Genomic DNA, 24,405 nt, shown 5'->3' on the forward strand with positions numbered 1-24,405 from the left:
AATTACTTCTCCCTTAACCTTGGATTTAACCTAGTATATAAAAATTCTGCAAATAAACCTGACAATAATACCATTATTATTATCATTAAGAACATACCTTCCATCAAAGTATAGTCTCTTCTAGATATCGCTGTTGCTAAATAATACCCAACTCCTGGATATACAAATAAATTTTCTATAAGAGGAGATCCCCCAAACATCATTCCAAAAGATATTGCAACACTTGTTACCATTGGCAATATTGCATTTTTCCCTAAATAACTAAATACAATACGCTTATTGGAAAGACCTCTTGCTTTTGAATAATTTATATAATCTTCACCAAGAACACTCATGCAACTTGCTTTCATTCCCATTATCCATCCTGCTAAAGTTGTTAAAAAGTATGCTAGTACTGGTAAAATTGCATGTTGAAGAACACTTAAAATAAATGCTCCAGTAAATCCTGGTGAAATATTTGAATCATAGGCTCCCTTTGATGGCAAAACTCCCAAAAATACTGAAAATAGTAATACTAAAAGATAAGCTACTATATAATCTGGAATGGATCCAAATAATGCTTGATATCCTGTGACAGCTCCATCTAATACATTACTCCGCTTCCAAGCTACATATATTCCAATTATTACTCCCACAATAAAAGATAAGAACAGAGATATAGAACATACTAAAAGAGTCCAAGGTAATGCTCCTAAAACTATTGATATAACAGGTTCTTTATAAGACATAGATTGTCCCAAATTTCCTGTTACAATTCCTTTAACATATTGACCAAATCTATCCATTAAAGGAGTATCTGGATCATAATTTAAAGCTATTTTGGCCTTTGGGTAAGCCTGGTCATATTGCATACCACTAGTTCTCATATATTCTTGTGTTAATGTTTCTACTGGATTTCCTGGCATGGCTTGTATTACAAAAAACACTAAAAGTAGTGATGTTAACATAGTAAATATACATGTCAGCAACTTTTTCATTTTTCTTCCTCCTTTTTTAATTTATTAGTATATCTCAAGGCAATCCGTCTTTGAGATATACTAATAATAGCTATTTAATGTAATATACTTGATTGTCTCTAAGCATCTTTCCAAGAAGTGCACTAGTAGTTCCAGACCAGTAGAAATCACTTAACTCTTTTCCAGTTTCAGCTGGTGCCATAGAAAGCTTGTTATTGTGAATTCTATAAATATAAAATTTTTCTGTTATTGGAACAAAATACATAGCATCATTAAAGAATTTTGCAAAATCCTTTGCCTTTTCTGTTACTTCACTATCATTTTTAGTTCTAAATAATTCAAGCAATTTTTCTGTATATTTGAAATCTTCTCCTGTAACAGGATCTTTGTATACTTGGTCTCCTTTATCAGGATTTTTTATATTCATTCTCTTTCCATACCATGATAAAGAGTCATAAGCTTCAAATGGGTGTTGTGTTCCTGTAGTACTTCCAAATCCATCAATTACCATAGATGCATCCCCAGATGTAGCATAATCGTTATAGGCAGCTGATTCTTTTGGTGTAAAGGTTGCATTAAGCCCAAAATCTTTTAACATATTAGTTGCTGCTTCACCCATAACTACATAAGCTGGGAATTCTCCAACACCTGCTATCTTAATTTCAGGAGATTGTCCACTTGCATCAACCCATTTTCCACCACTTTCTTTCCATCCGGCATCTTTTAATAATTGTTTAGCCTTATCAGTATTTACAGTATAGTCTTCTAACCCATTTAAGAAATCTTTATCAAAGTATTTATCTCTAATTGAAGGTGGTAAACCTAATCCATACTGATCTCCAACTCTCATGCCTGGTTCAGATACTGGTGCAATTTGTGCTTTATCTATAATATAAGCAATAGCTTTTCTAACTTTTACATCATCTGTAGGTGCTTTATTAATATTAAAACAGAATCCAAGTTCACTATATTCAGGAATTAACATTTGTCTAATTGTATCCTTATTATTTTCTGCAACCTTTTGAGCCATATCTAAAGACAATCCCATACCTTCTGCATCATATTCTTTATTCATAACAGCAACTGCTTGAGATTCAGTACTTGTTGGCCTAATTCCCTTAATCTTTTCTATTTTCATCTTAGTTCTATAGTTAGGGTTTCTTTCAAAAATCATTTCTGAAGATGTTACTGTAGTTGGCATATATGGACCTGAACATAAAGCTTGTTTTATATCAGGTAAATAATTATCAAATTCAACTGTAGCTGCAGCTACCTTATCATCACCTTCTTTGGTAAATTTATAATTTCCATCTGATTTAATTTCTCTATTGTTAGTAAAGGCATCTTTAAAAGTATCTGCCCATTTTCCATAAACCTTTTGAGCATATCTAATTGGAGATTTTAACATATAATCCAAAATAAGAGATGCATCAGTATTGTATTTAATTTGTACAGTTACATCATCTAGTTTTGTTACACTTTCTGCATAATATGCAATCTTATTTACTGTCATATCCATAAATAAATTACATAGTAAATCATCTGCATTAAGCGGACTACCATCACTCCATTTTAATCCCTGTTTTAATTTTAATGTTAATACTTTATCTTTAAAGTCATAACTATCTAACAATGAAGGTTTGAAAGTTTTTTCTGGCTGAGAACTATATCCACATAGATAGTCATACATAATGGGTTCCATAGACCAATCTGGTCCACCATTTACAGCTGGATTTCCATGCCCTGCTGGTGCTGGAGTAAAAGTCATCATAGTAGTAAGTGTAGTTCCATCTGATGGAGCTTCTTCTCCATCAAGTTTTGCATTTTTTAAAGTAGTTTCTACCTTTGACACACTCTCTTCAACACTTGGCTTGTTTTCTTGTGTTTTTTTACTGCTGCTCCCACAACCTGTGAATGATGTTACACTAATAGATGCTATAATAGCAACTGCTATAAGTTTAGTTAATTTGGTCTTTTTCATTTCTTTCCCCCCATAAATATAAGTTAATTTATTATTTATTTCCTTGTACATTTAAATTATATTTATGCCCACAACTTCTGTAAACGTTAACTAGTAAATGTAGTAATTTTAGTTTATATATATTAAAATTTGTTTATATTTTTTTAATAATACTTTACAATAAAAAAGACATAATAATTTTCTATTAACTGTGTTTATTAATACCCACATAATTTTTTCCTTTATAATCGTATTAATTTCAGTTTATTGCATCACATATTTACACTTTATACATTTATAAGTAATATTAATATAGACATTCTTAATTGATTATTATGATAAATTTGTGCAAGAAAAGTTGCGATTAAAATACTGATATTTAGTATGATTTACTCATGAAGGAGATGAAATATATGAAATGGCTTGATAAAATGAATTCTGCACTTAATTACATTGAAGAAAATCTTGATGGTGAAATAGATAATGAAATCATAGCCCAAAAGGCTTGTTGCTCTAATTATAATTTTCAAAGAATGTTTTCTTTTATTGCTGATGTAACTTTAGCAGAATATATTAGGAGAAGACGATTAACACAAGCAGCTTTTGATTTGCAAAAGACAGATATAACAATACTTGATGTATCACTTAAATATGGTTATGATTCTCCAGTTTCTTTTGCAAGAGCATTTCAAAATCTACATGGATTAAAACCAAGTGAGGCAAAAAAGAAAGGTTCATTATTAAAATCATTTCCAAAAATCTCTTTCAAATTAACTGTTAAAGGAGTAGAAGAAATGAATTATCGTATTGAACAACTTAAAGAATTTAGACTTGTTGGTGTAAGTAAACCAATAACAACAATTGATGGAGAAAATTTTAAACTTATACCTAAAATGTGGGATGAAGTATGTGAAAACAAAACTGATGAAAAAATTATAAAGTTAGGAAAACATAAAAATCCAGAATTTTATGGAGTATGTTATAATTTCAGAAAAGATGATTTCGATTATATGATAGCTGTAGAATCTGATAGTAAATTACCTGAAGAGTTAGTTGAGTTAACTGTTCCTGAACTTACATGGGTAAAATTTGAATGTCGCGGAAAACTTCCTGAAGCACAACAAGATGTATGGAAGAGAGTTTTCACAGAATGGTTCCCAAATTCAGGTTATGAACATGCAGATGGACCTGAATTGGAGTGGTATTCTAATGAATATATTGGTAGTGATAATTATTTAAGTGAAGTATGGATACCTATTAAAAAATCTAACTAAGGGACATGAAAATAAATAGCGAGTCCAAATTTGCCATGAATATTTTTCATCAGGCAATCTGCTGACACAGGATGATGGAAAATAGACTGGCGGATTGACTTGTTATTTTTTTGAGTGTCCCTAAATTAAATGACTAAAAAATACTCATACCATATCAATAAAAATTATCTGATATAAGTATAAGTATTTAAATTATAAATCTTTCTTAGCATAAATTCCCATAGATATATACATTGAAATTAATCCAATAAATAAGGCAAGTAAATAAATTAAACTATTTAAAGTCATACTCATATTAGAAAGATTGAAATTTATGCTTATATGATTTAAACTCATCCAACTCAATAATTTAGGGGTACCAAAAATTGTAACAAATAGTATTATCATACCTATATATCTTGTTTTTTGAAGACCAAATTTGTATAAAATCGGTATATATATTCCAAATATTATTGCACTAAATAACAATGCTATACCAAATTCTAAAATGCTAAGCTTTTCCATACCTATAGGAAGAAATAATGTTGTAGCAGTATATAATATAAAATTCAACATAAATACTGATAATACAAAAAGATACTTTTCTTTTACTAATGTTTTTCTTGTATAAGGTGTTGTGCATAAAAGCATAGACCCTTTATTTTTCTCTTCACTAGTCCAAACTGTACTTAGCATCATATATTCTAAAAGTATAGCAATATAAATAAATGTAGAAGTTCCTTTAACTTGTGTATCTGTCATATTAAATACAACTGGCATTACAACAGCATAAATAATAAAGAATATTAAATATTTTTTAGCTAAAATGAAATCTTTTTTTAACAAACTAAACAACATATCTTTCTCCTCCTATATGAGCAAGCATAATATCTTCAATTGTTGGTCTTTCAATTAACACACTATCCATGTATTTACGCACTTCATTCTTTCTATTTGTAATGGCTTCAAAATTATATCTGCTTTCTTTTATGTTTAAAAACATTTTTCTATTTTCATCAGTTAAAAGGCTATTATCACCTTTAACTACTCCATAAGTGTCTAATATCAAATCTTTTTCTTCATTTAACAGAATTTCACCTTTATCTATTAAAATAAGCACATCAGCTATCTTATCTAAATCTGAAGTTATATGTGTTGAAAAGAACACACTTTTTCCTTCTTTTTTTATAAATTCTAGGACTATATCAAGAATTTCACTTCTAATTAAAGGATCTAACCCACTTGTTGGTTCATCCATTATAAGTAAATCTGCATGATGAGAAAGAGCCAATGCTATGCTATATTTCATCTTCATTCCTTTTGATAATGTTGATATTTTTTGATTAAGCTTTAACCCAAAACGACTTATATAATTTTCAAATACATTTTCATCCCAATTCGTATAAGCTGGAGCTATAACATTTTTCATTTCTTTTAGAGTCATCTCTTCATAAAAACATCCTTCATCTAAAACTACACCTATATGATTCTTTAACTCCTGCTCATTTTTAGCAATTTCTTTTCCAAATAGTTTAACACTTCCACCATCTTTTAAAACAAGACCAAGAATTGATTTTATAGTTGTTGTTTTTCCAGCTCCATTTACTCCTATAAAACCAGTAATACACCCTTCTTGTAATGAAAAACTAACATTATTTAATTTAAATGCTCCATAATCTTTTTCTAAACCTTCAATCTCTAAAATATTACTCATTTTTATCCTCCTCAAAAATAATATCCATCATAGAATACAATTCATCCCTAGAAATTCCTAGAGAACGTGCTGTTTCCCAAGCTTCTGCTAACTTATCTTCTACCATACGCCTTTTAGACTCTCTTAAAAGTTCAAGATTTCCTGGTGCAACAAAGGAGCCTTTTCCAGCTTGAGTTATAATAAATCCTTCTTCTTCAAGTTCACTATATACTCTTCTTGTGGTAAGAACACTAACACGTAAATCATTTGCCAGTACTCTTATTGAAGGTAATGTTTCTCCTTCTTTTAACTCTCCAGAAATTATTGCAGATTTTATTTGTTCTTTTATTTGCTGATACAAGGGTTGCTCTGAAACATTAGTTACAATAATCTTCATTTGAATTCCTCTTTCTCAACTGTTTATATTGTTAATACACAGTATATACACAATACATATTGTATTTAATAACATCACTTTTGTCAATATCTTCTTTTAAGGTTTTATTTATTCATTAATATAATTTCAACATATAATTTAACCAAGATAATTTTTTAGATAGAATTAGGGTAAAAAAATATGGTATAATATGGTAAATGACAATTATAATTTCAGCTCACACTTTATTTTTTATATTGCAAATTGTGAGTTGTACTCTTATAAATGGAGGTATGTAATCATGTTAAATTTCAATTATACAGAAACTTTCTGGATTAATAAGCCTAAAAAATTTGAAATTAATAAAAATAAAATTACTATCGTAACAGAAAAAAATACAGATCTTTGGCAAAGAACATATTATGGATTTAGAAATGATAATGCACCTGCATTGTTAATAAAAACAGATGAAAAATATTTTTCATTTACTGTTAAAACTGATTTTGATAGTAAAAAGCAATTTGATCAATGTGGAGTTATTATCTATCAAGATAGTAAAAATTGGTTCAAAGCATCTATTGAATATGAAAATGAAGAATATCAAAGATTAGGAAGTGTTGTTACTAATAATGGATTTTCTGATTGGGCTACTACTGATATAGTCGACAGTATTAAATCTATGTATTATAGATTAAGCCGTAGAGAAAGTGATTTTTATATTGAAAATTCTATTGATGGCAAATCATTTAAACAAATGAGAATTTTTCATTTATTTCAAGGTGATACTGAAGTAAACTTTGGTATTTATGCTTGTAGTCCTTCTAATTCATCATTTAATGCAACATTTTCTGAAATAAGTGTATCTGAATGTTTATGGAAATAGAGTAATATTAACTTTTTAATTAATTAACTTTATGTTAATATTTATAACGAGGGATTTATATAATATCCATTTACATTAGGAGGAATTTTATGATAATAAAACCTAGATTTAAAGACTTTATATGTATAACAGCACATCCAGAAGGCTGTAAAAATAATGTATTAACTCAAATTGACTACACTTTGAAAAAAGGTAAAATTAGTGGTTCTAAGAAAGTTCTTGTACTTGGTGCCTCAACTGGATATGGGTTAGCTTCAAGAATAGTATCAACCTTTGGTATGAATGCTGATACTATTGGTGTTGTATTTGAAAAACCTGCAACTAATAACAGACCTGCAACTGCTGGATGGTATAATACAGCTGCTTTTCAAGAACAATCAAGAAAACATGGTTTTCAATCTATAACAATTAATGGAGATGCTTTTTCAAAGGAAACAAAAGAAAAAACTATTGAATCTATTAAAAATACTTTTGGAAAAGTAGATCTTGTTATATATAGCATAGCCTCTCCTAGAAGAAAGGATCCTAATTCAGACAAAGTTTATAACTCTACTTTAAAACCAATAGGTGATGCTTATGAAAATAAAACAGTTGATTTTCATACTAAAGTCATATCTAATACAAAAATTCAACCAGCAACTTCTGAAGAAATAGAAGAAACTATAAAGGTTATGGGTGGAGAAGATTGGAAGCTTTGGATAGAAGCTCTTAGTGAATCAAATGTTTTAGCTGATGGTGCAAAAACAATTGCCTACTCTTACATTGGGCCAGATATAACCCATGCTATATATAGATCTGGTACAATCGGAAAAGCTAAGGAAAATTTAGAAAAATCAGCACATGAATTAAATGAATTACTTTCAAAATCTAATGGTAATGCATATGTAGCAGTTAATAAAGCTCTTGTTACACAATCAAGTTTGGCTATACCTGTTCTTCCATTATATATATCAATACTTAATAAAGTTATGGATGAAAAATCTATAAATGAAGGTTGTATAGAACAAATGTATAGATTATTTTCAGATTTCCTTTATAAAAAAGATGTCTTATTAGATTCAAAAGGAAGAATACGCCTTGATGACTTAGAAATGAGAAATGATGTTCAAAAAGAAGTCTTAGATATCTGGAATCAAATTAATAGTGATAATATTAATGATCTAACTGATATTGATGGATTTGAAAATGAATTTTTCAACCTTTTTGGATTTGCTATTTCAGATATTAATTATGATGCTGAAGTTGATCTAAAGGTAGAAATAGAAAATTTAATTTAGGAATTATAGTAAATTTAGGGATGTATCAAAATGCTGATACATCTTTTTTCTATATCTAAAAAAGCCACCTAACTGAAAATTTTTCTAAAGTTAGGTGACGCTCTTTAATTATTTTTATAATATTAACATATCTTTCCTGGGTTTAAGATATTTTTAGGGTCATATGCTTGTTTTATATTTTTCATCAGTATAGAAGTAACATTTCCTATCTGATCTTTTAAGTAAGGTTTCTTCGCAAATCCTATACCATGTTCTCCTGAAACCTGTCCTTGTAATTCCCTAGCTTTTTCATACATGCAGTTAAAGACTTGTGATAATTTTTTATTCCATTCTTCTTCTGTCATTTTATCTTTTAATATATAAACATGAAGATTTCCATCTCCAGCATGACCAAAGTTCTTTATTCTTACATTAAACTCCTTTTGAAGATCATATGTGTAGTTTATAAAATCAGCTACTTTATTTCTTGGAACGCAAACATCACATTCATCCATTTCAGTTGTAGATGCTTTAATTGCTTCTAAAAATGCTCCTCTAGCAGACCAAATGGCTTCTTTTCTTTCATCTGTATCAGCTATAAATATATCTAATGCACCTTCATTTAAAACTATATTTGCTACGCCTTCATAATCTTTCTCTATTTCTTCTGTGCTATTACCATCAAATGTTAATAATAGATAAGCATCTGCTGTGTTATCTGGAAATTTTCTTCCTAAGAATTCTTCTGCTGCAAGGATTACATCTCTTTCCATGAATTCTATTGATGTAGGTATTACTTTTGATTTTATTATCTTTGGAACTGTTTCTATCGCTAAAGATAAATTAGGAAATGGAACTAATAGACTTATTGATTTTTTTGGTGCTGGAATTAACTTTAATATAGCTTTTGTAACTATCGCAAGAGTTCCTTCCGATCCACAAACCATATCTTTTATGCTATATCCTGAGCTATTTTTTACAACCTTGCCTCCAACTTCTATGATTTCTCCTGTTGGAAGTACTAGTTCTAGTCCTCTTACATAATCTCTAGTTACTCCATATTTTACAGCTCTCATTCCACCTGCATTTGTATTTATATTTCCTGCTATTGTTGCTGACTTTTCTCCTGGATCTGGTGGATAGAATAAATCATATTCCTTAACATAATCTCCAATTTCCATTAAAAGAACTCCTGGTTCTACTGTTAAAGTTAGATTTTCTTCATCTATCTCTAATATTTTATTCATCTTGCACATGTTAATCATAATTCCGCCATGTATAGGAACTGAAGCTCCAACAAGACCTGTTCCTGAACCTCTTGGAATAACTGGAATATTATTTTCATATGCATATTTAACTACTTTTGAAACTTCTTCTGTTGTTAATACTTCAACCAAAACTTCAGGCATTTTACTTATTCCACCTAATTCATCATGGCTAAAATCTTCACTAATTTCATCTCCTGATAAAACTCTATCTTGTCCTAATACTGATTTTAAATATTCAATATCTTTTCCATCTATTTTTTTATATTTATCTAAACTCATAGCAATATCCTCCTTATAAAATCCTTAAGCTCTTATTTTTTCAGCTAATTTAGGTATTATTTCATATAAATCTCCAACTATACCATAGTGAGCAACATTAAATATTGCAGCATTAGGATCTTTATTAATAGCTATTATACAATCTGAATTATTCATACCAGCTGTATATTGAACTGCACCTGAAATTCCTATAGCAAAAATCAATTTAGGTTTTACTGTTCTTCCACTTAATCCAATTTGATGTTTTGCATCAATGAGACCATTTTCAACTAAAGGTCTAGTACCTGCTACTTGTCCTCCTATTGAATTAGCAAATTCTTTTATAAACTCTAAATCTTTTTCTGACTTTATTCCTCTACCAACAGATACTATAATTTCAGCATCAGCTATACTTTCTTCAATTTCTTTTTTCACTACCTTTAATACTTCAATATTAGAAGTTACTTCATCTATTTTACATAAACTTATTTTTCCACTTTTTTCTTCACTTCTATCAGGTGCATTCATAACTTTATATCTTACTGTAGCAAGTTGTGGTCTATTATTAGGATTAATTATTTGCGCCATTATATTTCCACCAAAAGCTGGTCTTATTTGAACTAAGTCTGTATTTTCTTTCATGCCAAGTATAGTACAATCTGCTGTTAATCCTGTTCTAAATCTAGCTGCAATTCTAGGAGCTAATGATCTTCCAATTGTTGTTGCCCCAACTAATATAGTGGAAGGCTTATTGCTATTTATAAAATCTTCAAAGGCCTTTGTGTAAGGTTCTATCCTAAAATATTTAAACTCATCATCATCATACACAAATACCTCATCAACTCCATAATGAAGTAATTCTTCTGCCTTTTCTTTTATGTTTTTTCCAATAAATACTGCATAAACTGGATGATTTATTTTGCTTGCAAGCTCTTTTGCTTTTCCAATTAGCTCATATGTAACTGGATGTATATCTCCATCTACATGGTCAACATATACTGCTATTCCTCTCCAAAGACTTTTATCTATTAATACTTTCTCTTCTTCTACAAATTCAACAACTCCAGCTGGTCCTTTCTTAACACATAACCTACACATTTTACATCCAGCTGAAATCTCAAGTTTATTTTCTTTTCTTTCCATTGCACCAAATGGACATATTTTAACTAATTCTTCTATAACTTTATCATTTAATTTATTTTCATTAATAACTAACTTTCCCATTATAGTTCCTCCTAACACTAAATCCTTCTACTTTTTTAAACAAATTTCATTTCTTTTAATTTATTAAATAGTTTCCCTGATAGCTCATCACTATTTCCATTCCATGTTTCTTTATCTGAATTCACAGATGGTGGGAATATTCTTTCTACTTGAGTTGGTGAACCATTTAATCCATACATATTTTCATTTTTATCTTCAAAATCACTTAATCCATATACTTTTATTTCTCTATCTTTTGTTTCTATTTTCTTTTTGTAGGAAGGAAGTCTAGGTTCAAAAATATCTTTTTCTACTGTTAATAAACAAGGATATTTTATATCTACAACTTCTAAAGTATTTGGCATGTCCATTTCTACTACTACTGATTTTTCTTTTACTTCTATAATCTTTCTAACATTAGCTATATGCGGAATTTTTAAATATTCAGCCATTTCTGGTCCAACTTGTGCTGTATCCCCATCTGTTGTTTGTTTCCCACATAGAATCAAATCAAAGTTACCAGCTTTTTTAACACCTTGAGATATGGTATAAGAAGTTGCTAAAACATCAGCTCCTGCAAACTTTCTATCTGAAAGTAGTACTCCTTCATCAGCACCCATCATATAAGCTTCTTTAATAACTGACTCTGCTTGAGGTGGTCCCATACTAATAACGGCTACCTTTCCACCTTTTTTTTCTTTAATTTTTAAAGCAGTTTCTAAGGCATATAAATCATAAGGATTCATTTTTGAATCCACACCATCTCTTTTAAGCACTCCTGTTTTTTCATCTACTTCAACTTTGCTTGTTCCTGGAACTTGCTTAATACAAACTAATATTTCCATTTAATAGTACCTCCCATATTTTATTTACTGGTCTAGTGGTCTGACCACTATATTAAAAGTATCATACTTTTCTAAATATTTCTATATCTTTGGCTAATTTCACATACTTTTTTGTAAAAAATTATATATTACCTATCTTAAAATATTAATTTGATAATTTTTCTCCATTATTTTGTAATTATTGAAAATAGTACGATCATTTCATACTCCTATAAAAAACGAAAGAAAGTATGCTAACTTAAATCAGCATACTTTCTTTTTTCTATTTTTTTATATTATATTCATAAATTAAATCTAAATGCTCACTCATTGCCTTTGAAGCTATCTTACTATCATGTTTAATTAATCCCTCAAGTATAGCTTTATGTTGCTCCATTAATATACTCCTATTTTCTTCTACCATTAAAATTTTACCTCTAGCTTCACTGATAAAAGAATCCATTAATGAAGATACTGCATTTAGCATATTAACTATTAAGATATTTTTTGAAGCTTTTGCTATATTATAGTGAAACTTCTTATCATATTTTACTTTTTCTTCTTCAGCCTCTACCTCATTCAATTTGTTTAAGCACTCTGTAAGCTCTTCTATTTCTTTATCTGTGATCTTTTTTGCAGCTAATGCTGCTGTTTCAACCTCTATAACTCTTCTTAATTCCAAAATTTGTTCTTTATCACTTCCATTTAGCATGAAAATAAGCAAAAATGGATCTATTAAACTCTCTTCAAAATTCTCTCTTATAAAGTTGCCTTCACCATGCCTTGATTCAACAAAACCTATCATTTGAAGTGCACTTAAAGCTTCTCTTATAGCTGATCTACTTACTCCTAGCTGATTTACAAGCTCTCTTTCAGAAGGTAATTTATCACCTTTTTTTAATGTGCCATTTGCAATCATAGCTTTAAATTGATCTATTATTTGTTCATATACTTTTGTACTTTTAACTTGCGTAAACACTAAAACATCTATCTCCTAACTAACATTTTATTGTGTAATTCTAAAATTAATTGTACTCTATGAAATAGATATTAACAATAATAAGTTAGGCAAAATTTTCATATAAACTATTATCTAAATTCTAAATCATCTCCATACGCAAGTTCAGAATTACTCTTTATATATCTAACCAATTCATCTACTTCTGAATATGCCACTGAAACATAAGTATCTGCAGCTCCATAATAAATAGCTATCTTTCCTGTTGCTGCATCTTGAAGTGTTGCACATGGAAATGCTACATTTGGTACAAAGCCTGTAGTTTCATAATCTTTTTCAGGTGTTAATAAATAATCTCTTGTTCTATAAAGTACTTTTGAAGGATTATCTATATCTAAAATAGCAGCTCCTATACTATAAACAAAGCCATTACATGTGCCTGAAACACCATGATAAAATAATAGCCAACCTTCTGAAGTTTCTATAGGAATAGCTCCTCCACCTATCTTAGTTCCTTGCCACCAGCCTGAGCCACCTTTTGACATAACTCTTCTATGCTTTCCCCAGTAGACTAAATCTGGACTTTCACTTATGAATATATCTCCGAAAGGAGTATGTCCACTATCACTAGGTCTACTTAAAAGTAAATATTTATCCCCAATCTTTCTTGGAAATAATACTCCATTTCTATTAAAAGGTATGAATGGATTCTCAAGTCTTGTAAACTTTTTAAAGTCCTTAGTCATTCCAAGCCCTAAAGCTGCCCCTCCAAAATCTGCACACCAAATTATATAAAAGGTATCATCTATCTTTACAAGTCTTGGATCATAAGAATAATTAGGCTGATAGTCTTTCCCCTCTTCATCCTTCCAATGAATTTCTTCATCTTCTATATCCCAAGCAAGTCCATCTTTACTCTTTCCTAAATGTAACTGAGGCTTTCCATGTTTATGATCTGCTCTAAATACTCCAATAAAACCATCTTCATATGGTACTACAGCACTATTAAAAATTCTTGCTGCCTTTTTTGTAGGATTCCAGTTTATTATTGGATTTCCGCTATGCCTCCATACAACTCCATCAAATCCTTCTGGCTTTTCTTGCCAAGGCATATTTCTTAACTCTTCACCTAATATTTTTACCTTACTCATCATATTCTCCTCCTATAAATCTAATTAAATTATTTCCAAATTTCTTCTCCAAAAGATTCAATAAAATTTGTAAGCTCATTTGCCATTTCTTCAGCTTCTGGAATCCTTACATGACCTGGAGTTCCTATTCCATTTCTTTTAAATAAATATCTTACAATCTTTGTATCTTCAAGTTCTTCTACCATTTCATCAAGTGCTTCATCCCAGCCTTTGTCATGACATAATATAGTTGTAATAACCACAAATAGAGCATTAGGATACTTACTTCTCAAATCTTTAATTATCCCTTTATACTTTTCTTTCCAAATATGTCTTCTTTCTTTATCTGCATTTATATAATTATCTGGATGAGCATCATTTTGACCTAATGCCATAATTACTACATGTGGTGTAAACTTTAAAAAGTCCCAACTATTGCAGTATCCAAGCTGAGGGTTGTACCTTAATTTATCATAGGTAAATTCAAGTCCTAAATATTCTCCTTCTCGAAAATATCCTGTTCCATTTAAGACTGCTAATCCACCTTGTGCATTATTATTAATCTCAGCCTTTAAATTTCTTGCTGTCATCATAGAATAAGAATACCATGCATTAGAATATCTACCATCATGATTTTCTGGATCTTCTTTTCCTACATAATCAATAGCTTCTGAAAGTTCTCCTGCTGAAATAGAATCTCCAAAACACTCCATTCTTCTTTTTAATCTGGTACCTGGAAATAGTATTGTACATCCTTTATCTAAAATCACCCCATAGAAATCAAAGTAATGGTATGAATCAGATCTTTTATATAAAATCAAATCATGGGTCTTGTTCTCTAAACCATTAATTATTTCTAATACTATATCTTTATTTTCTTCATCAATTATAGCCTTTCCATGAATAGTTCCATCGATTATATAACCAATAGCATTTTCACAAGAAAGATGATTATTCTTTATAGCAATTTTTAATGTTGTACCTTGAAATTTAGTTTTTATAAGACTACCTGCATAAATCATAGTTGGTGCTTTTTTGTTTTGAAAATCTATTCTTCCATTAAACTCATAATTGCAATCATTGGCTTCAATTAATGTATACTTGTCCTTATTCAGATCATCTAAGTACATCTCTTTTCCTCCTAATTCTAAGATGCTAAAAATCCCATAATAGAAATTTCATTAGTTTTATCATCATCTAAAACAGTTATTTCTATTTTATGTTTACAAGTTTCCTCTTCATCTACTAAAAGATGTGTTTCTGAATAATCCCCCCAGCCATCTTCAAAATAGGTATCTAATATTCCTTTCTGTCCATCATCAACTTTTACAAATATTCTTGCAGCTGTTTCACAAACACTCTTTTTATATAATAGATAAATACTTTTACCTTCTAATTCCACAGTCAATTTTCCTACATCACTTATAGTTGAATTATACTTCCACCCATTTCCAAATACTTGAAATCCTTCGTTATCTTCTAAAAAACCTACTCTTTCTTTAACCACAATGTTATTATTATTAAAAATCTTACCACTTATATATTTGTCTCCAAAGATGGTTTCACCTAAACCTAATTCTTCTTTATTTGAATCCTCTTCGTTATAAATACCTTCTAAAAAATTAGTTAATAATCTTGAAATTATTTTATGACCTAAATTATTAGGATGTACATTATCTGTTGCTACTTCTTCCCATATCAATTTTCCTTTAATCATTTCATTATAAATTGAATTTCTATAGCTTATCATTGGTATATTATATTTTTCACCAATTTTAATCTGTTGATCTTGCACATTGTGTCCAACATCTGTGCTCATAAAAACTTCTACTATAGCTGGTTTACTTTCAGATGTATATATTCTTCTTATTAAGCTTTCATAAGCTATTTTGTTATAAATATTTTCTTTATCATTTACTGCAAAATCTATAAACACTATATCAGGATTAAAATCTAACATCTGCTCCTTAACTCTATGAACTCCAATAATGGAGCCTGTTGCTCCGACTCCTGCATTAATATACTCTACTTTGACATCTTTAAATTTTTCTTTAAACCACTTATAGGTTCTATTTGCATAGGAGTTTTCATGAGTAGTTGCATGACATCCTTGAGTTATAGACCCTCCAAAGAATCCAATCCTTATATCTTCACCACTTTTTGCTTTATTAAAAAGCTTTTTAATTCTTATAACATTGCCTTTATTAATAATTGAATTTTTAAGCATCTCTTCATTTATGCTAAATTCCATACCCCTCATCCCTTCTATTCATTGATAGCTCTATTATTTATTTTGAATTTAATTAGTATACCTAAACTTACTAGAGTAAGTGCAAGGTAAACAAAGCCGTAGCTATGTACTCCATATATAACAGCAATATAACCTGTAATTAAATTTATAATTCCTGGGAAAATCGTGAATGAGAATAAGTTATTCATTATGATAGCTGTGGAATGATCCTCTTTAGGAACCACATCCCATATAACCTTATTAGGTAATGGAATTAAAAGTCCATTGATTATGCCATGCATCAAAGTTACTACAACTATTATCATATATGAATTTGCCATTCCTATAATGGTCCATCTAATTATAAGAAATAAACATGCTATTCTTAATACACGATTAACATTTTTATAAATTTCAAATTTCTCAACACAAGGCAAAAGAATTGCTTCAAAACTTATCATAAGTATTGGTAGCATTCCAATATAGAAGTTTGGTGCATTTAACTTTATAAGTATCATAGGTACACCATACCCAGTTGACGAACAAATTACGGCTGTTAATAATGAAAATGTTAGGATGAAAATTCTATAGTCATTATTTTTAAATAACTCTTTAATTTTAACCTTTTCACCCTTATCATCTTCTCTTGGTGGTTTTGTTATCTCTGGTAAGAAAAAAAGAACTATTATATTAGCTATGATAAAAATACTTGATATCATTATGGTTTTTTCTGGGCTCATGAACCTTAACGCTATAGCACATATTGCTCCTGCGAGTCCAAAACCAATAGTTGAAAAGACTCTTATCTTACCAAAAGTAACACCATATTTATTAGATAAATTTAAGAGATATTCTTCATTAACTACTCCCCCTGGTTGCATTAAAACATTTCTTATTAAATTTAATATAAAAAACAAATAAAAATTATCTACCCATACAAGTCCAGCTAATGTTGTAATATTCACGATATTTACAAACTTATTTATTAATAACAATCTTTTATATTTATCTATTATGATTCCCCAAACAAAAAAGGTAACTACGGTTATTAGTGGCAAAATTCCTACTATAAGGCTAATCTGCCCATCTGAAAATCCTTTAGTATTTGATATAAATAATATATAGGTATTGCCTATTATAGTATTTCCTAAGCTATTTAAAACTGAATTTGCAGAAAAAATATTTACTACCCTTTTTATTTCTTTATCCTTGATTTTAGTTTCCATCTTAAGTATCCCTTACCTCATTTAATACAAATAATTTAGACATGAAATCTTCATGTTTTCTTTCATAGTATTCTCTAATCTTCCCTGTATAATCCTTAGATAATATAATTCCTAAATTCATCAGCTCATCTCCATAGTAATTTTCTTCTCTGCCTTCTATGGAATAAAGCTTATTTGGATTTAATCCTTTTAGTTTTATTCGATTATACTTTTCATTTGGTCTACTTAAAATTTGATAATAGCCTACAATAGCTTTCTTTTTATCCTCTGAAACTACCATCCATGAGGTTTCATTTCCTTGAAATGGACTCATTAATCTATAGAAATCTCCATGATGCAAAAGTAGTTTATTCTCTTTAAAAAACCTAATTTGCTCTTTAATAATCTTCTTTTCTTCCTCTGTAATAGAATTTAAATTTAATTCATATCCAAAAGTTCCAAAAAGTGCAACATTTCCTCTTGTTTCAAGAGGTGTAATACGTCCTACCTGATGATTTGGAATAGCTGATACATGACTTCCAATAGAACTTAAAGGATAAATAATAGAACTTCCATATTGTATCTTAAGTCTTTCTATTGCATCTGTATCATCACTTGCCCAAGCTTGTGGTGCATAATATAACATTCCTGGATCAAATCTTGCCCCACCTCCTGCACAAGATTCTATTAATATATCTGGATAATTTTTTGTTAACTTTTGAAGTAATTTATATACTCCAAGTATATACCTATGAAACAATTCTCCCTGAGTATCTTCTTTTAATGATTTTGAATAAGCTTCAGTAATATACCTATTCATATCCCATTTAATATATGAAATTTTAGAATTTCCTATCACTTTATCTATTAAGTTAAAAATATATTCTACAACTTCATCTTGTGAAAAATCTAAAACAAATTGATTTCTCCCATGAGACATATTTCTATTAGGTGTATTTATAACCCACTCTGGATGTTTTTTATAAATTTTTGTATCTAAACAAACCATTTCAGGTTCAAACCACAAACCAAATTTTAAACCTATTTCTTCAATCTTTTTTGATAAACCAGCTATTCCTTCTGGTAATTTTTCTAGATTAGGAAACCAATCGCCAAGAGAAGTCTTATCATCATTTCTTCTTCCAAACCATCCATCATCTAGTACAAATAATTCTATGCCCAAATTCTTTGCGCTTTTTGCAATAGATAAAATCTTTTCTTCATTAAAATCAAAATATGTGGCTTCCCAATTATTTATAAGAATTGGTCTTTCTTTATCTCTCCATTTTCCACGGGCTAGTCTTGTCCTATAAATTTTATGGAAAGTTTGACTCATTTTATTTAATCCTTCTGAAGAATAAACCATCACACATTCTGGTGTTTGGAACTCTTCATTTGAATTAAGCTTCCATCTAAATTCATCTGGATGAATTCCCATCATAACCCTTGAAACTCCATATGGGTCAACTTCAACTTGACCTAAAAAATTACCACTATAAACTAATGAAAAACCATATGATTCTCCAATATTTTCTGTAGTATCTGGCCTCTTCAAAATTAGAAATGGATTATGCATGTGACTACTTGCCCCTCTTAAGCTGTGAATTGATTGAACACCTTCTACAAGTTTTCTTGTTCTTAAATGACATTCTCTAGCCCATGCACCTGAAGTATGAATCATTTCAAAATCGCAGTCAGCCAAATCTATGCTTAAACTCATAGCACTATCAATAAAGAAAGGTTCTTTTCCTATATTTATTATTTTAGTGTTTCTACATATTACATCTAAGTCTTTGTAAATAGTATAACTAAGTATAAGTTTGCTTTTTAATACCTCATCAACTAAAGTTATTTCAAGGCTTTCTGCTTCTTTTTCATCTTCCACATAAGTTGCTGGCAAGCCTTGGAGCTTTCTCTTTCCTTTAAAAATTTCATATCCTTTATATACAAAATTACTAATCTTACTTCCATTTTTACCTGTAATAGAAAATGCAGGATATCTATAATCTGTTGTGCCATAGCTTGGATAATCCTGTTTAATATGCTCTAGTGATGAAGTATAATCATCTTTAAACATGTTGCAAGAAGGTCTAAGTTCCCTTTCTATTATGTGTTTAAAAGAGCTTCTATGTTTAATCTTTTTCCCAAAATATAAATTTTCAATCTGCTCTATTTTATCCATTACCCTTATGATATAACTTATATTATTGTTATAAAGATGGAACTCCCTTGTATTCTCATTAAACTTTATTGTCATAGTATCCTCCTTCTTAGTAAACGTATACTTGAAAAATATAGCATTTTTCTGCTTTTCTAAGTATATATCTCCAAATTAATCCTGTCTACGAAATGTTCTCTATACCATACTTTTTGTTAATAATTCATATTTAAAGTTAATTTTTTGCTTATCTTAAGTTTTTCCACTCTTTATTGCTTTCTTCTCTTATCTCCTTTACATCTGGAGCTATTACATACTTTTGTACATATTTTGAATTAAGTCCAGTTATCTTTCTATTGTTATTATATTTATCATGAATTCTCCTTTCTTCATCTGTTTGATTTTTCATCATATCTCCTTCTATTATTATTGGTAAATTAAACTCTTTTAAAGACTCAATCATTTTCATGTTATTTTCATTATTTTTTAATGTAGACATTATATTTACAGCCTTAGCATATCTATCTTCCTCATACATAAACTTCATAAAATCTTTAGCTATCTCTGGATTTTTAGTGTTTTTACTAATTCCAAATCTAAAGTTTCCAGCTATATTTATAAATTTACTTTCAGGAATTGGAAATATTCCTATATCTTCTTTATTCATTCCCATATCTTCTAGCTGATAAATTAAATCTGAACTACAATTAATCATGGCAATCTTTCCATCTTTAATATCATTTTTACACTGTTCCCAATCATAATTAAGCAAATCATCTTCACAGTATCCTTTTTTAACTATATTTCTTGCAAATTCTAAAGATTTATATATACCACTTTCAGAACCTAATACATCATTAGAATTTATTACTATTTTATTTTCGATATCTTGATCTAGTAAATATGGTACTGTATCAACCCATATACTCATGGCCCATGACTGCTTATAATTTAATGTAATTGGTGTTTTTCCTATAGTTTTTATTTTATTACAAGCATCAAAAAATTCATCTATAGTTTTAGGTATATGTTGTATATTTGCATCTTTAAATATTTTTTTATTATAGATTATGCCTGGCCAAGCAATTGAAGTTGATAAGCTATATAACTTTTCATCATCACCAACTCCAACACTATAACTATAAATATTATCTTCATTAAATCCTAAATCATCTAGAGGAATAAAATAATCTTTATATTCATTTGTGCTTATAACTGTTGGTACTAATGTAACATCTGGCAACTCTCCAACAGAAGCCTTCCTCTCCAATATTTCCTCAAAATCACCTTTAAGATCTAAATTAACTTGTACCTTTGGATGTATTTTTTCAAACTCCTCAATCAATGAATTTAACTCTTCTCTCTTATCTGTTCTATTGCTTATAAAAGTAATTGTTCCTTCTAATTCATTTTTACTTTCACTAAAGTTAGCACTCCTATTAAGAACTACAACTGTACAAATAATAATTATAAAAATTAATAAAACTAAACATGATATTTTTATAGTTTTATTATATTTACTCACACAAAACCCTCTTTCCTCTTTTTATCAGTTTAATTTATTTTTGCCTTACTATTTCTAAATCCATTTGGAGTAGTCCCTGTAATTTTTTTAAAAGCTCGTCCAAAAGTTATTGAATCACTGTATCCTACATGTTCTGCAATTTCATATACTTTTAAGTTTGTTGTCATAAGAATTTCTTTAGCTTTTTTTATCCTGTATTTTGATAAAAAATCATAAAATCCTTCTCCTACTTCTTTTTTAAATAGCTCTGATAAATAGTTATGACTTAAATAAACTTCAGAAGCTACATCCTTTAAAGTAATATCTTTATTAAAATTATTAATTATATATTTTTTAGCCAAATCTACAGCTATAGTATTAGAATTTTTTTTATCTTCTTTTAATATTTCTAAAAGCTTTTGTGACTGATTCAAAAAATATTTCTTTGTTTTACAATCACAGCATATATTTGACTTAACTTTAGCTACCAATCTAGACTGTTCCCTTAATTCCCACACTTTTTCTGTTTTCTCTAGAATATATACAAGTCTTCCACTTTCAACAAAAATATCAGTTTCCTTTTCCATTTTTCTTCTTAAATCATTTACATTTGTACAAGCATTAACATTGAAATATAAAATCATATATATACTATCTTCATAATTAAAAAATAAGTATTCAAGATATTCATATTTTTTTATTAGATTTTTTATAAAACTTTTCAATATCACATTATCATCCTCTTTTTTTCTTTCGATAACAATCATATTGTAAAGATAATTTTCATCTAACTGCATATTTTCAAGTAATGAATTATTTACTTTATAATTTATATTCTTATTAGAAAATAATATATTCTTAAAAAAATCCTTCTTTAAGATTTCAATTGATTTATTTAAGATTTTATCTTGTCTTATGTTATTGCTTATTTTCACCTCAACATCACTAAGTGCTTCCTTTAACTCCTCTTCTTTAATAGGTTTTAAAAGATAGTTATTTGCACCTGCTTTCATACTATCCCTAACATAATTAAACTCATCATAACCACTTAAAACTATAAAAGCAGGAGCCTTACTAAGCTCTGCTATAGATTTTTCTATAAGTTCTAGTCCTGTCATTATTGGCATCTTTATATCTGTTATTACTAAATCAACATCTTTATAATTTTTTTTCAAGTAATCAAATGCTAGTGATCCATTTTGGAAATGGTTTTTAACCTCATAATCATTGAATAATCGCTTAATTTTTTTACTTAACCCCATTCGAATTATTTTATCATCATCTACGATTAATATTCTCATAAATCTCCTCCTCATAGACATTGAATATTTTTTAGGATTGATATATATTAAGATTATACAATAAAAATATATTCTTTTAAATTATAGATATATCTTTTCTTTCTACATTATATTCTTTATTTTACAAAAATATAGCAGTATAGAAGGTGCCACTATGAAATTAAATAGAAATTTATCCATAAAAAAGTTAACTTTAATCATTTTTAGTATTATGTATACTATATTTTTTATAATAACAAGTATAAATCTATATTCATATTCTAAATACGAATTCAGTAAAACTGAAAAGCTTATTAAAAATTACAATATAAGTTTAAGTCAACAACTTACTGAAAAGATAAATAACATATCTAACGTTTCAAAATATCCCTTACTTATTCCTGAAATAGATAATCTACATTCTATTCTTTCAGCGAATAAATCCTTTAGTATAAGTGATTATAATTACTTAACTTATTTATGCGAAATGATGCTAATTCAAAATGATTCCATCAATGGTGCATATTTATATGACTTAAAAGGAAGAGGTGTCTTTTCAACAAGAAATAGTGCCAATGATAAACTTAAAAATCCTACAACTGAGAAATGGTTTTTAGATGCATTAACTTCTTCTGAAACAACCACACTTATTTCTAACATAAATTCAAATAATATTTTTGAAATTACATCCACTAATGATGAACATTCAATAGCTATAGCAAGAAAGATTATAGATATAAAAACACAAAAACTTAATGGTTTAGTACTAGTTACTTTGCCTTTAAAAGACCTTGAGAATTTGCTAAAGAAAGATTTACCATTTACTAATCAAGGAACAAGTATTTTTGATTCTAATGGTAATTGTATTCTAAATACAGCTGAAAACAAGTTTATTCCTTCTGCTAATGAAATAAAGTATTATTTATATTTACCAACTTTAAAGTATACTAATACCAATCCAGATTACATTATATCCTATAATAAAATTCCTACTACCAATTGGGCTTTGGTTACATCCATTCCAAAAAGTGATGCTTATCATATAGATACTTTATATATCATATTTTTTATAACTAATATAGTTTTTTACTTGATTTTATTTATTGTTTTGTTTTTTTTCTTTTTAAAAAGGATATTTAATCCTATAAAATCCTTAATTCAAAATATGGAAGGCAATATTGAATTAAACCTTGGCTTCGAATTTAACTATAATAGCAATGATGAAATTGGAATATTAGTAAAATCTTATAATGAAATGAAAAACAGAATTAATCATCTAATAACAATTAACTATAAAAATAAGATAGAACAAAAAGAACTTGACCTTAGACAACTACAAAATCAGATTAATCCTCACTTTATATACAATACACTAGAATCTATTCACATGATGGCCGAGATTAATGATGATTTAGAGACTTCTACAATGGCTGAATATTTTGGTTCAATCATTAGATATAGCATGAACAGGAAAGTTAATACAGTTTTATTAAAAGATGAAATCAGAATTATTGACAACTATATATATCTTCAAAGGATACGATTTGACCAATTATTTAATATAGAAAATTTAATTGAACCAGAGGTTTTGAATTGTGAAATAATAAAAATGATAATTCAACCTTTAATTGAAAATTCTATATATCATGGATTAAGTGAATGTAATGGAGATGGAAAAATCATAATTCAAGGACAACATATTAATGATAACCTACTCTTGACTGTATCAGATAATGGTACAGGCATTGATGATATTATCCTAAAGGATTTAAATGATTATATAAATGACAAAAATAGCAAATTTAAAGGAATCGCTCTTAGAAATATCAATAAAAGACTTAAACTAAATTATGGAGATGAATATGGTCTTGAAATATTTAGCGTGCTTGGTAAAGGAACTTCTATGACTTTAACACTTCCATATATAGTTGAATTTTAGTATCACTACTAATTTAAAATCATATATTATATTACCAAATATAAATACAGTAAAATTTTGAGGTGATCTAA

General features: G+C 28.5%; 20 protein-coding genes. 4 read left to right on the top strand and 16 right to left on the bottom strand.

The features are described 5' to 3' along the window. Positions 1–2 precede the first annotated feature (2 nt). On the bottom strand, positions 3–977 hold the full coding sequence (locus NNC19_RS03910) for an ABC transporter permease (protein ID WP_310937309.1): 975 nt from the start codon (positions 975–977) through the stop codon (positions 3–5). A 70-nt stretch (positions 978–1,047) separates the two neighbouring features. Further along, positions 1,048–2,937, bottom strand: coding sequence for an ABC transporter substrate-binding protein (locus tag NNC19_RS03915; protein WP_310937310.1), 1,890 nt, complete (start codon positions 2,935–2,937; stop codon positions 1,048–1,050). A 392-nt stretch (positions 2,938–3,329) separates the two neighbouring features. Here NNC19_RS03915 and NNC19_RS03920 point away from each other — a divergent pair, with 392 nt between their 5' ends. Continuing rightward, entirely contained in the window at positions 3,330–4,190 is an 861-nt protein-coding gene (locus NNC19_RS03920; RefSeq protein ID WP_310937311.1) for a GyrI-like domain-containing protein, read from the top strand. Positions 4,191–4,382: 192 nt separating this feature from the next. Here the strand turns inward: NNC19_RS03920 and NNC19_RS03925 are convergent, their stop codons facing one another. The 3 genes from NNC19_RS03925 to NNC19_RS03935 are packed head-to-tail and all read right to left on the bottom strand — an operon-like array spanning position 4,383 to position 6,259. Then, a complete protein-coding gene (locus NNC19_RS03925) occupies positions 4,383–5,027 on the bottom strand; it encodes an ABC-2 transporter permease (RefSeq protein WP_310937312.1) in 645 nt (214 codons plus the stop codon). After that, positions 5,017–5,883, bottom strand: a complete 867-nt coding sequence (locus NNC19_RS03930) for an ABC transporter ATP-binding protein (RefSeq protein WP_310937313.1) — start codon at positions 5,881–5,883, stop codon at positions 5,017–5,019. Before NNC19_RS03930 ends, NNC19_RS03925 begins: the two co-directional genes overlap by 11 nt. Continuing rightward, a complete protein-coding gene (locus NNC19_RS03935) occupies positions 5,876–6,259 on the bottom strand; it encodes a GntR family transcriptional regulator (protein WP_310937314.1) in 384 nt (127 codons plus the stop codon). Before NNC19_RS03935 ends, NNC19_RS03930 begins: the two co-directional genes overlap by 8 nt. Before the next feature lie 280 nt (positions 6,260–6,539). Between NNC19_RS03935 and NNC19_RS03940 the strand changes: the two genes are divergently transcribed. Together NNC19_RS03940 and fabV are read left to right on the top strand one after the other, a co-directional pair. Then, positions 6,540–7,121, top strand: coding sequence for a DUF1349 domain-containing protein (locus NNC19_RS03940; protein ID WP_310937315.1), 582 nt, complete (start codon positions 6,540–6,542; stop codon positions 7,119–7,121). Between the two features lie 89 nt (positions 7,122–7,210). After that, complete coding sequence (gene fabV / locus NNC19_RS03945) at positions 7,211–8,398, top strand: enoyl-ACP reductase FabV (RefSeq protein WP_310937316.1); 1,188 nt, start codon at positions 7,211–7,213, stop codon at positions 8,396–8,398. A gap of 122 nt (positions 8,399–8,520) precedes the next feature. Here fabV and NNC19_RS03950 read toward each other — a convergent pair whose 3' ends face one another. The 11 genes from NNC19_RS03950 to NNC19_RS04000 all read right to left on the bottom strand — a co-directional run bounded on the left by NNC19_RS03950 (position 8,521) and on the right by NNC19_RS04000 (position 22,416). Continuing rightward, entirely contained in the window at positions 8,521–9,924 is a 1,404-nt protein-coding gene (locus NNC19_RS03950) for an FAD-binding oxidoreductase (RefSeq protein WP_310937317.1), read from the bottom strand. A 24-nt stretch (positions 9,925–9,948) separates the two neighbouring features. After that, positions 9,949–11,127 (bottom strand): electron transfer flavoprotein subunit alpha/FixB family protein, encoded by a 1,179-nt coding sequence (locus NNC19_RS03955; protein WP_310937318.1) that lies wholly within the window; start codon positions 11,125–11,127, stop codon positions 9,949–9,951. 35 nt (positions 11,128–11,162) lie between these two features. Continuing rightward, a complete protein-coding gene (locus NNC19_RS03960; RefSeq protein ID WP_310937319.1) occupies positions 11,163–11,951 on the bottom strand; it encodes an electron transfer flavoprotein subunit beta/FixA family protein in 789 nt (262 codons plus the stop codon). 262 nt (positions 11,952–12,213) lie between these two features. Next, entirely contained in the window at positions 12,214–12,909 is a 696-nt protein-coding gene (locus NNC19_RS03965; protein WP_310937320.1) for a FadR/GntR family transcriptional regulator, read from the bottom strand. A gap of 110 nt (positions 12,910–13,019) precedes the next feature. After that, positions 13,020–14,039 (bottom strand): glycoside hydrolase family 130 protein, encoded by a 1,020-nt coding sequence (locus NNC19_RS03970; RefSeq protein ID WP_310937321.1) that lies wholly within the window; start codon positions 14,037–14,039, stop codon positions 13,020–13,022. A 29-nt stretch (positions 14,040–14,068) separates the two neighbouring features. Continuing rightward, positions 14,069–15,148 (bottom strand): GDSL-type esterase/lipase family protein, encoded by a 1,080-nt coding sequence (locus tag NNC19_RS03975; protein ID WP_310937322.1) that lies wholly within the window; start codon positions 15,146–15,148, stop codon positions 14,069–14,071. Between the two features lie 17 nt (positions 15,149–15,165). Continuing rightward, positions 15,166–16,269: an SGNH/GDSL hydrolase family protein gene (locus NNC19_RS03980; protein WP_310937323.1), complete on the bottom strand. Its 1,104-nt coding sequence runs from the start codon at positions 16,267–16,269 to the stop codon at positions 15,166–15,168. Between the two features lie 14 nt (positions 16,270–16,283). After that, positions 16,284–17,474, bottom strand: coding sequence for an MFS transporter (locus NNC19_RS03985; protein WP_310937324.1), 1,191 nt, complete (start codon positions 17,472–17,474; stop codon positions 16,284–16,286). Position 17,475: 1 nt separating this feature from the next. Further along, complete coding sequence (locus NNC19_RS03990; RefSeq protein WP_310937325.1) at positions 17,476–19,710, bottom strand: alpha-galactosidase; 2,235 nt, start codon at positions 19,708–19,710, stop codon at positions 17,476–17,478. A 148-nt stretch (positions 19,711–19,858) separates the two neighbouring features. Then, the gene (locus tag NNC19_RS03995) at positions 19,859–21,136 is read right to left on the bottom strand and encodes an extracellular solute-binding protein (protein WP_310937326.1); all 1,278 of its coding nucleotides are present in this window, start codon (positions 21,134–21,136) and stop codon (positions 19,859–19,861) included. A gap of 29 nt (positions 21,137–21,165) precedes the next feature. Next, a complete protein-coding gene (locus tag NNC19_RS04000) occupies positions 21,166–22,416 on the bottom strand; it encodes a response regulator (RefSeq protein ID WP_310937327.1) in 1,251 nt (416 codons plus the stop codon). A 154-nt stretch (positions 22,417–22,570) separates the two neighbouring features. On the opposite strand from NNC19_RS04000, the gene NNC19_RS04005 reads away from it, so the two are divergent. Then, a complete protein-coding gene (locus tag NNC19_RS04005; RefSeq protein WP_310937328.1) occupies positions 22,571–24,334 on the top strand; it encodes a histidine kinase in 1,764 nt (587 codons plus the stop codon). Positions 24,335–24,405: the final 71 nt, after the last annotated feature.

Origin of the sequence: Clostridium sp. SHJSY1, from assembly GCF_031626875.1 — a bacterium.
Classification (GTDB): Bacteria; Bacillota; Clostridia; order Clostridiales; family Clostridiaceae; genus Clostridium.

What these genes read in the sequence shown, in the direction of transcription:
- NNC19_RS03910 (WP_310937309.1), bottom strand. Translation starts at nt 977, where the DNA reads ATGAAAAAGTTGCTGACATGTATATTTACTATGTTAACATCACTACTT.
- NNC19_RS03915 (WP_310937310.1), bottom strand. Translation starts at nt 2,937, where the DNA reads ATGAAAAAGACCAAATTAACTAAACTTATAGCAGTTGCTATTATAGCA.
- NNC19_RS03920 (WP_310937311.1), top strand. Translation starts at nt 3,330, where the DNA reads ATGAAATGGCTTGATAAAATGAATTCTGCACTTAATTACATTGAAGAA.
- NNC19_RS03925 (WP_310937312.1), bottom strand. Translation starts at nt 5,027, where the DNA reads ATGTTGTTTAGTTTGTTAAAAAAAGATTTCATTTTAGCTAAAAAATAT.
- NNC19_RS03930 (WP_310937313.1), bottom strand. Translation starts at nt 5,883, where the DNA reads ATGAGTAATATTTTAGAGATTGAAGGTTTAGAAAAAGATTATGGAGCA.
- NNC19_RS03935 (WP_310937314.1), bottom strand. Translation starts at nt 6,259, where the DNA reads ATGAAGATTATTGTAACTAATGTTTCAGAGCAACCCTTGTATCAGCAA.
- NNC19_RS03940 (WP_310937315.1), top strand. Translation starts at nt 6,540, where the DNA reads ATGTTAAATTTCAATTATACAGAAACTTTCTGGATTAATAAGCCTAAA.
- fabV (WP_310937316.1), top strand. Translation starts at nt 7,211, where the DNA reads ATGATAATAAAACCTAGATTTAAAGACTTTATATGTATAACAGCACAT.
- NNC19_RS03950 (WP_310937317.1), bottom strand. Translation starts at nt 9,924, where the DNA reads ATGAGTTTAGATAAATATAAAAAAATAGATGGAAAAGATATTGAATAT.
- NNC19_RS03955 (WP_310937318.1), bottom strand. Translation starts at nt 11,127, where the DNA reads ATGGGAAAGTTAGTTATTAATGAAAATAAATTAAATGATAAAGTTATA.
- NNC19_RS03960 (WP_310937319.1), bottom strand. Translation starts at nt 11,951, where the DNA reads ATGGAAATATTAGTTTGTATTAAGCAAGTTCCAGGAACAAGCAAAGTT.
- NNC19_RS03970 (WP_310937321.1), bottom strand. Translation starts at nt 14,039, where the DNA reads ATGAGTAAGGTAAAAATATTAGGTGAAGAGTTAAGAAATATGCCTTGG.
- NNC19_RS03975 (WP_310937322.1), bottom strand. Translation starts at nt 15,148, where the DNA reads ATGTACTTAGATGATCTGAATAAGGACAAGTATACATTAATTGAAGCC.
- NNC19_RS03980 (WP_310937323.1), bottom strand. Translation starts at nt 16,269, where the DNA reads ATGGAATTTAGCATAAATGAAGAGATGCTTAAAAATTCAATTATTAAT.
- NNC19_RS03985 (WP_310937324.1), bottom strand. Translation starts at nt 17,474, where the DNA reads ATGGAAACTAAAATCAAGGATAAAGAAATAAAAAGGGTAGTAAATATT.
- NNC19_RS03990 (WP_310937325.1), bottom strand. Translation starts at nt 19,710, where the DNA reads ATGACAATAAAGTTTAATGAGAATACAAGGGAGTTCCATCTTTATAAC.
- NNC19_RS04000 (WP_310937327.1), bottom strand. Translation starts at nt 22,416, where the DNA reads ATGAGAATATTAATCGTAGATGATGATAAAATAATTCGAATGGGGTTA.
- NNC19_RS04005 (WP_310937328.1), top strand. Translation starts at nt 22,571, where the DNA reads ATGAAATTAAATAGAAATTTATCCATAAAAAAGTTAACTTTAATCATT.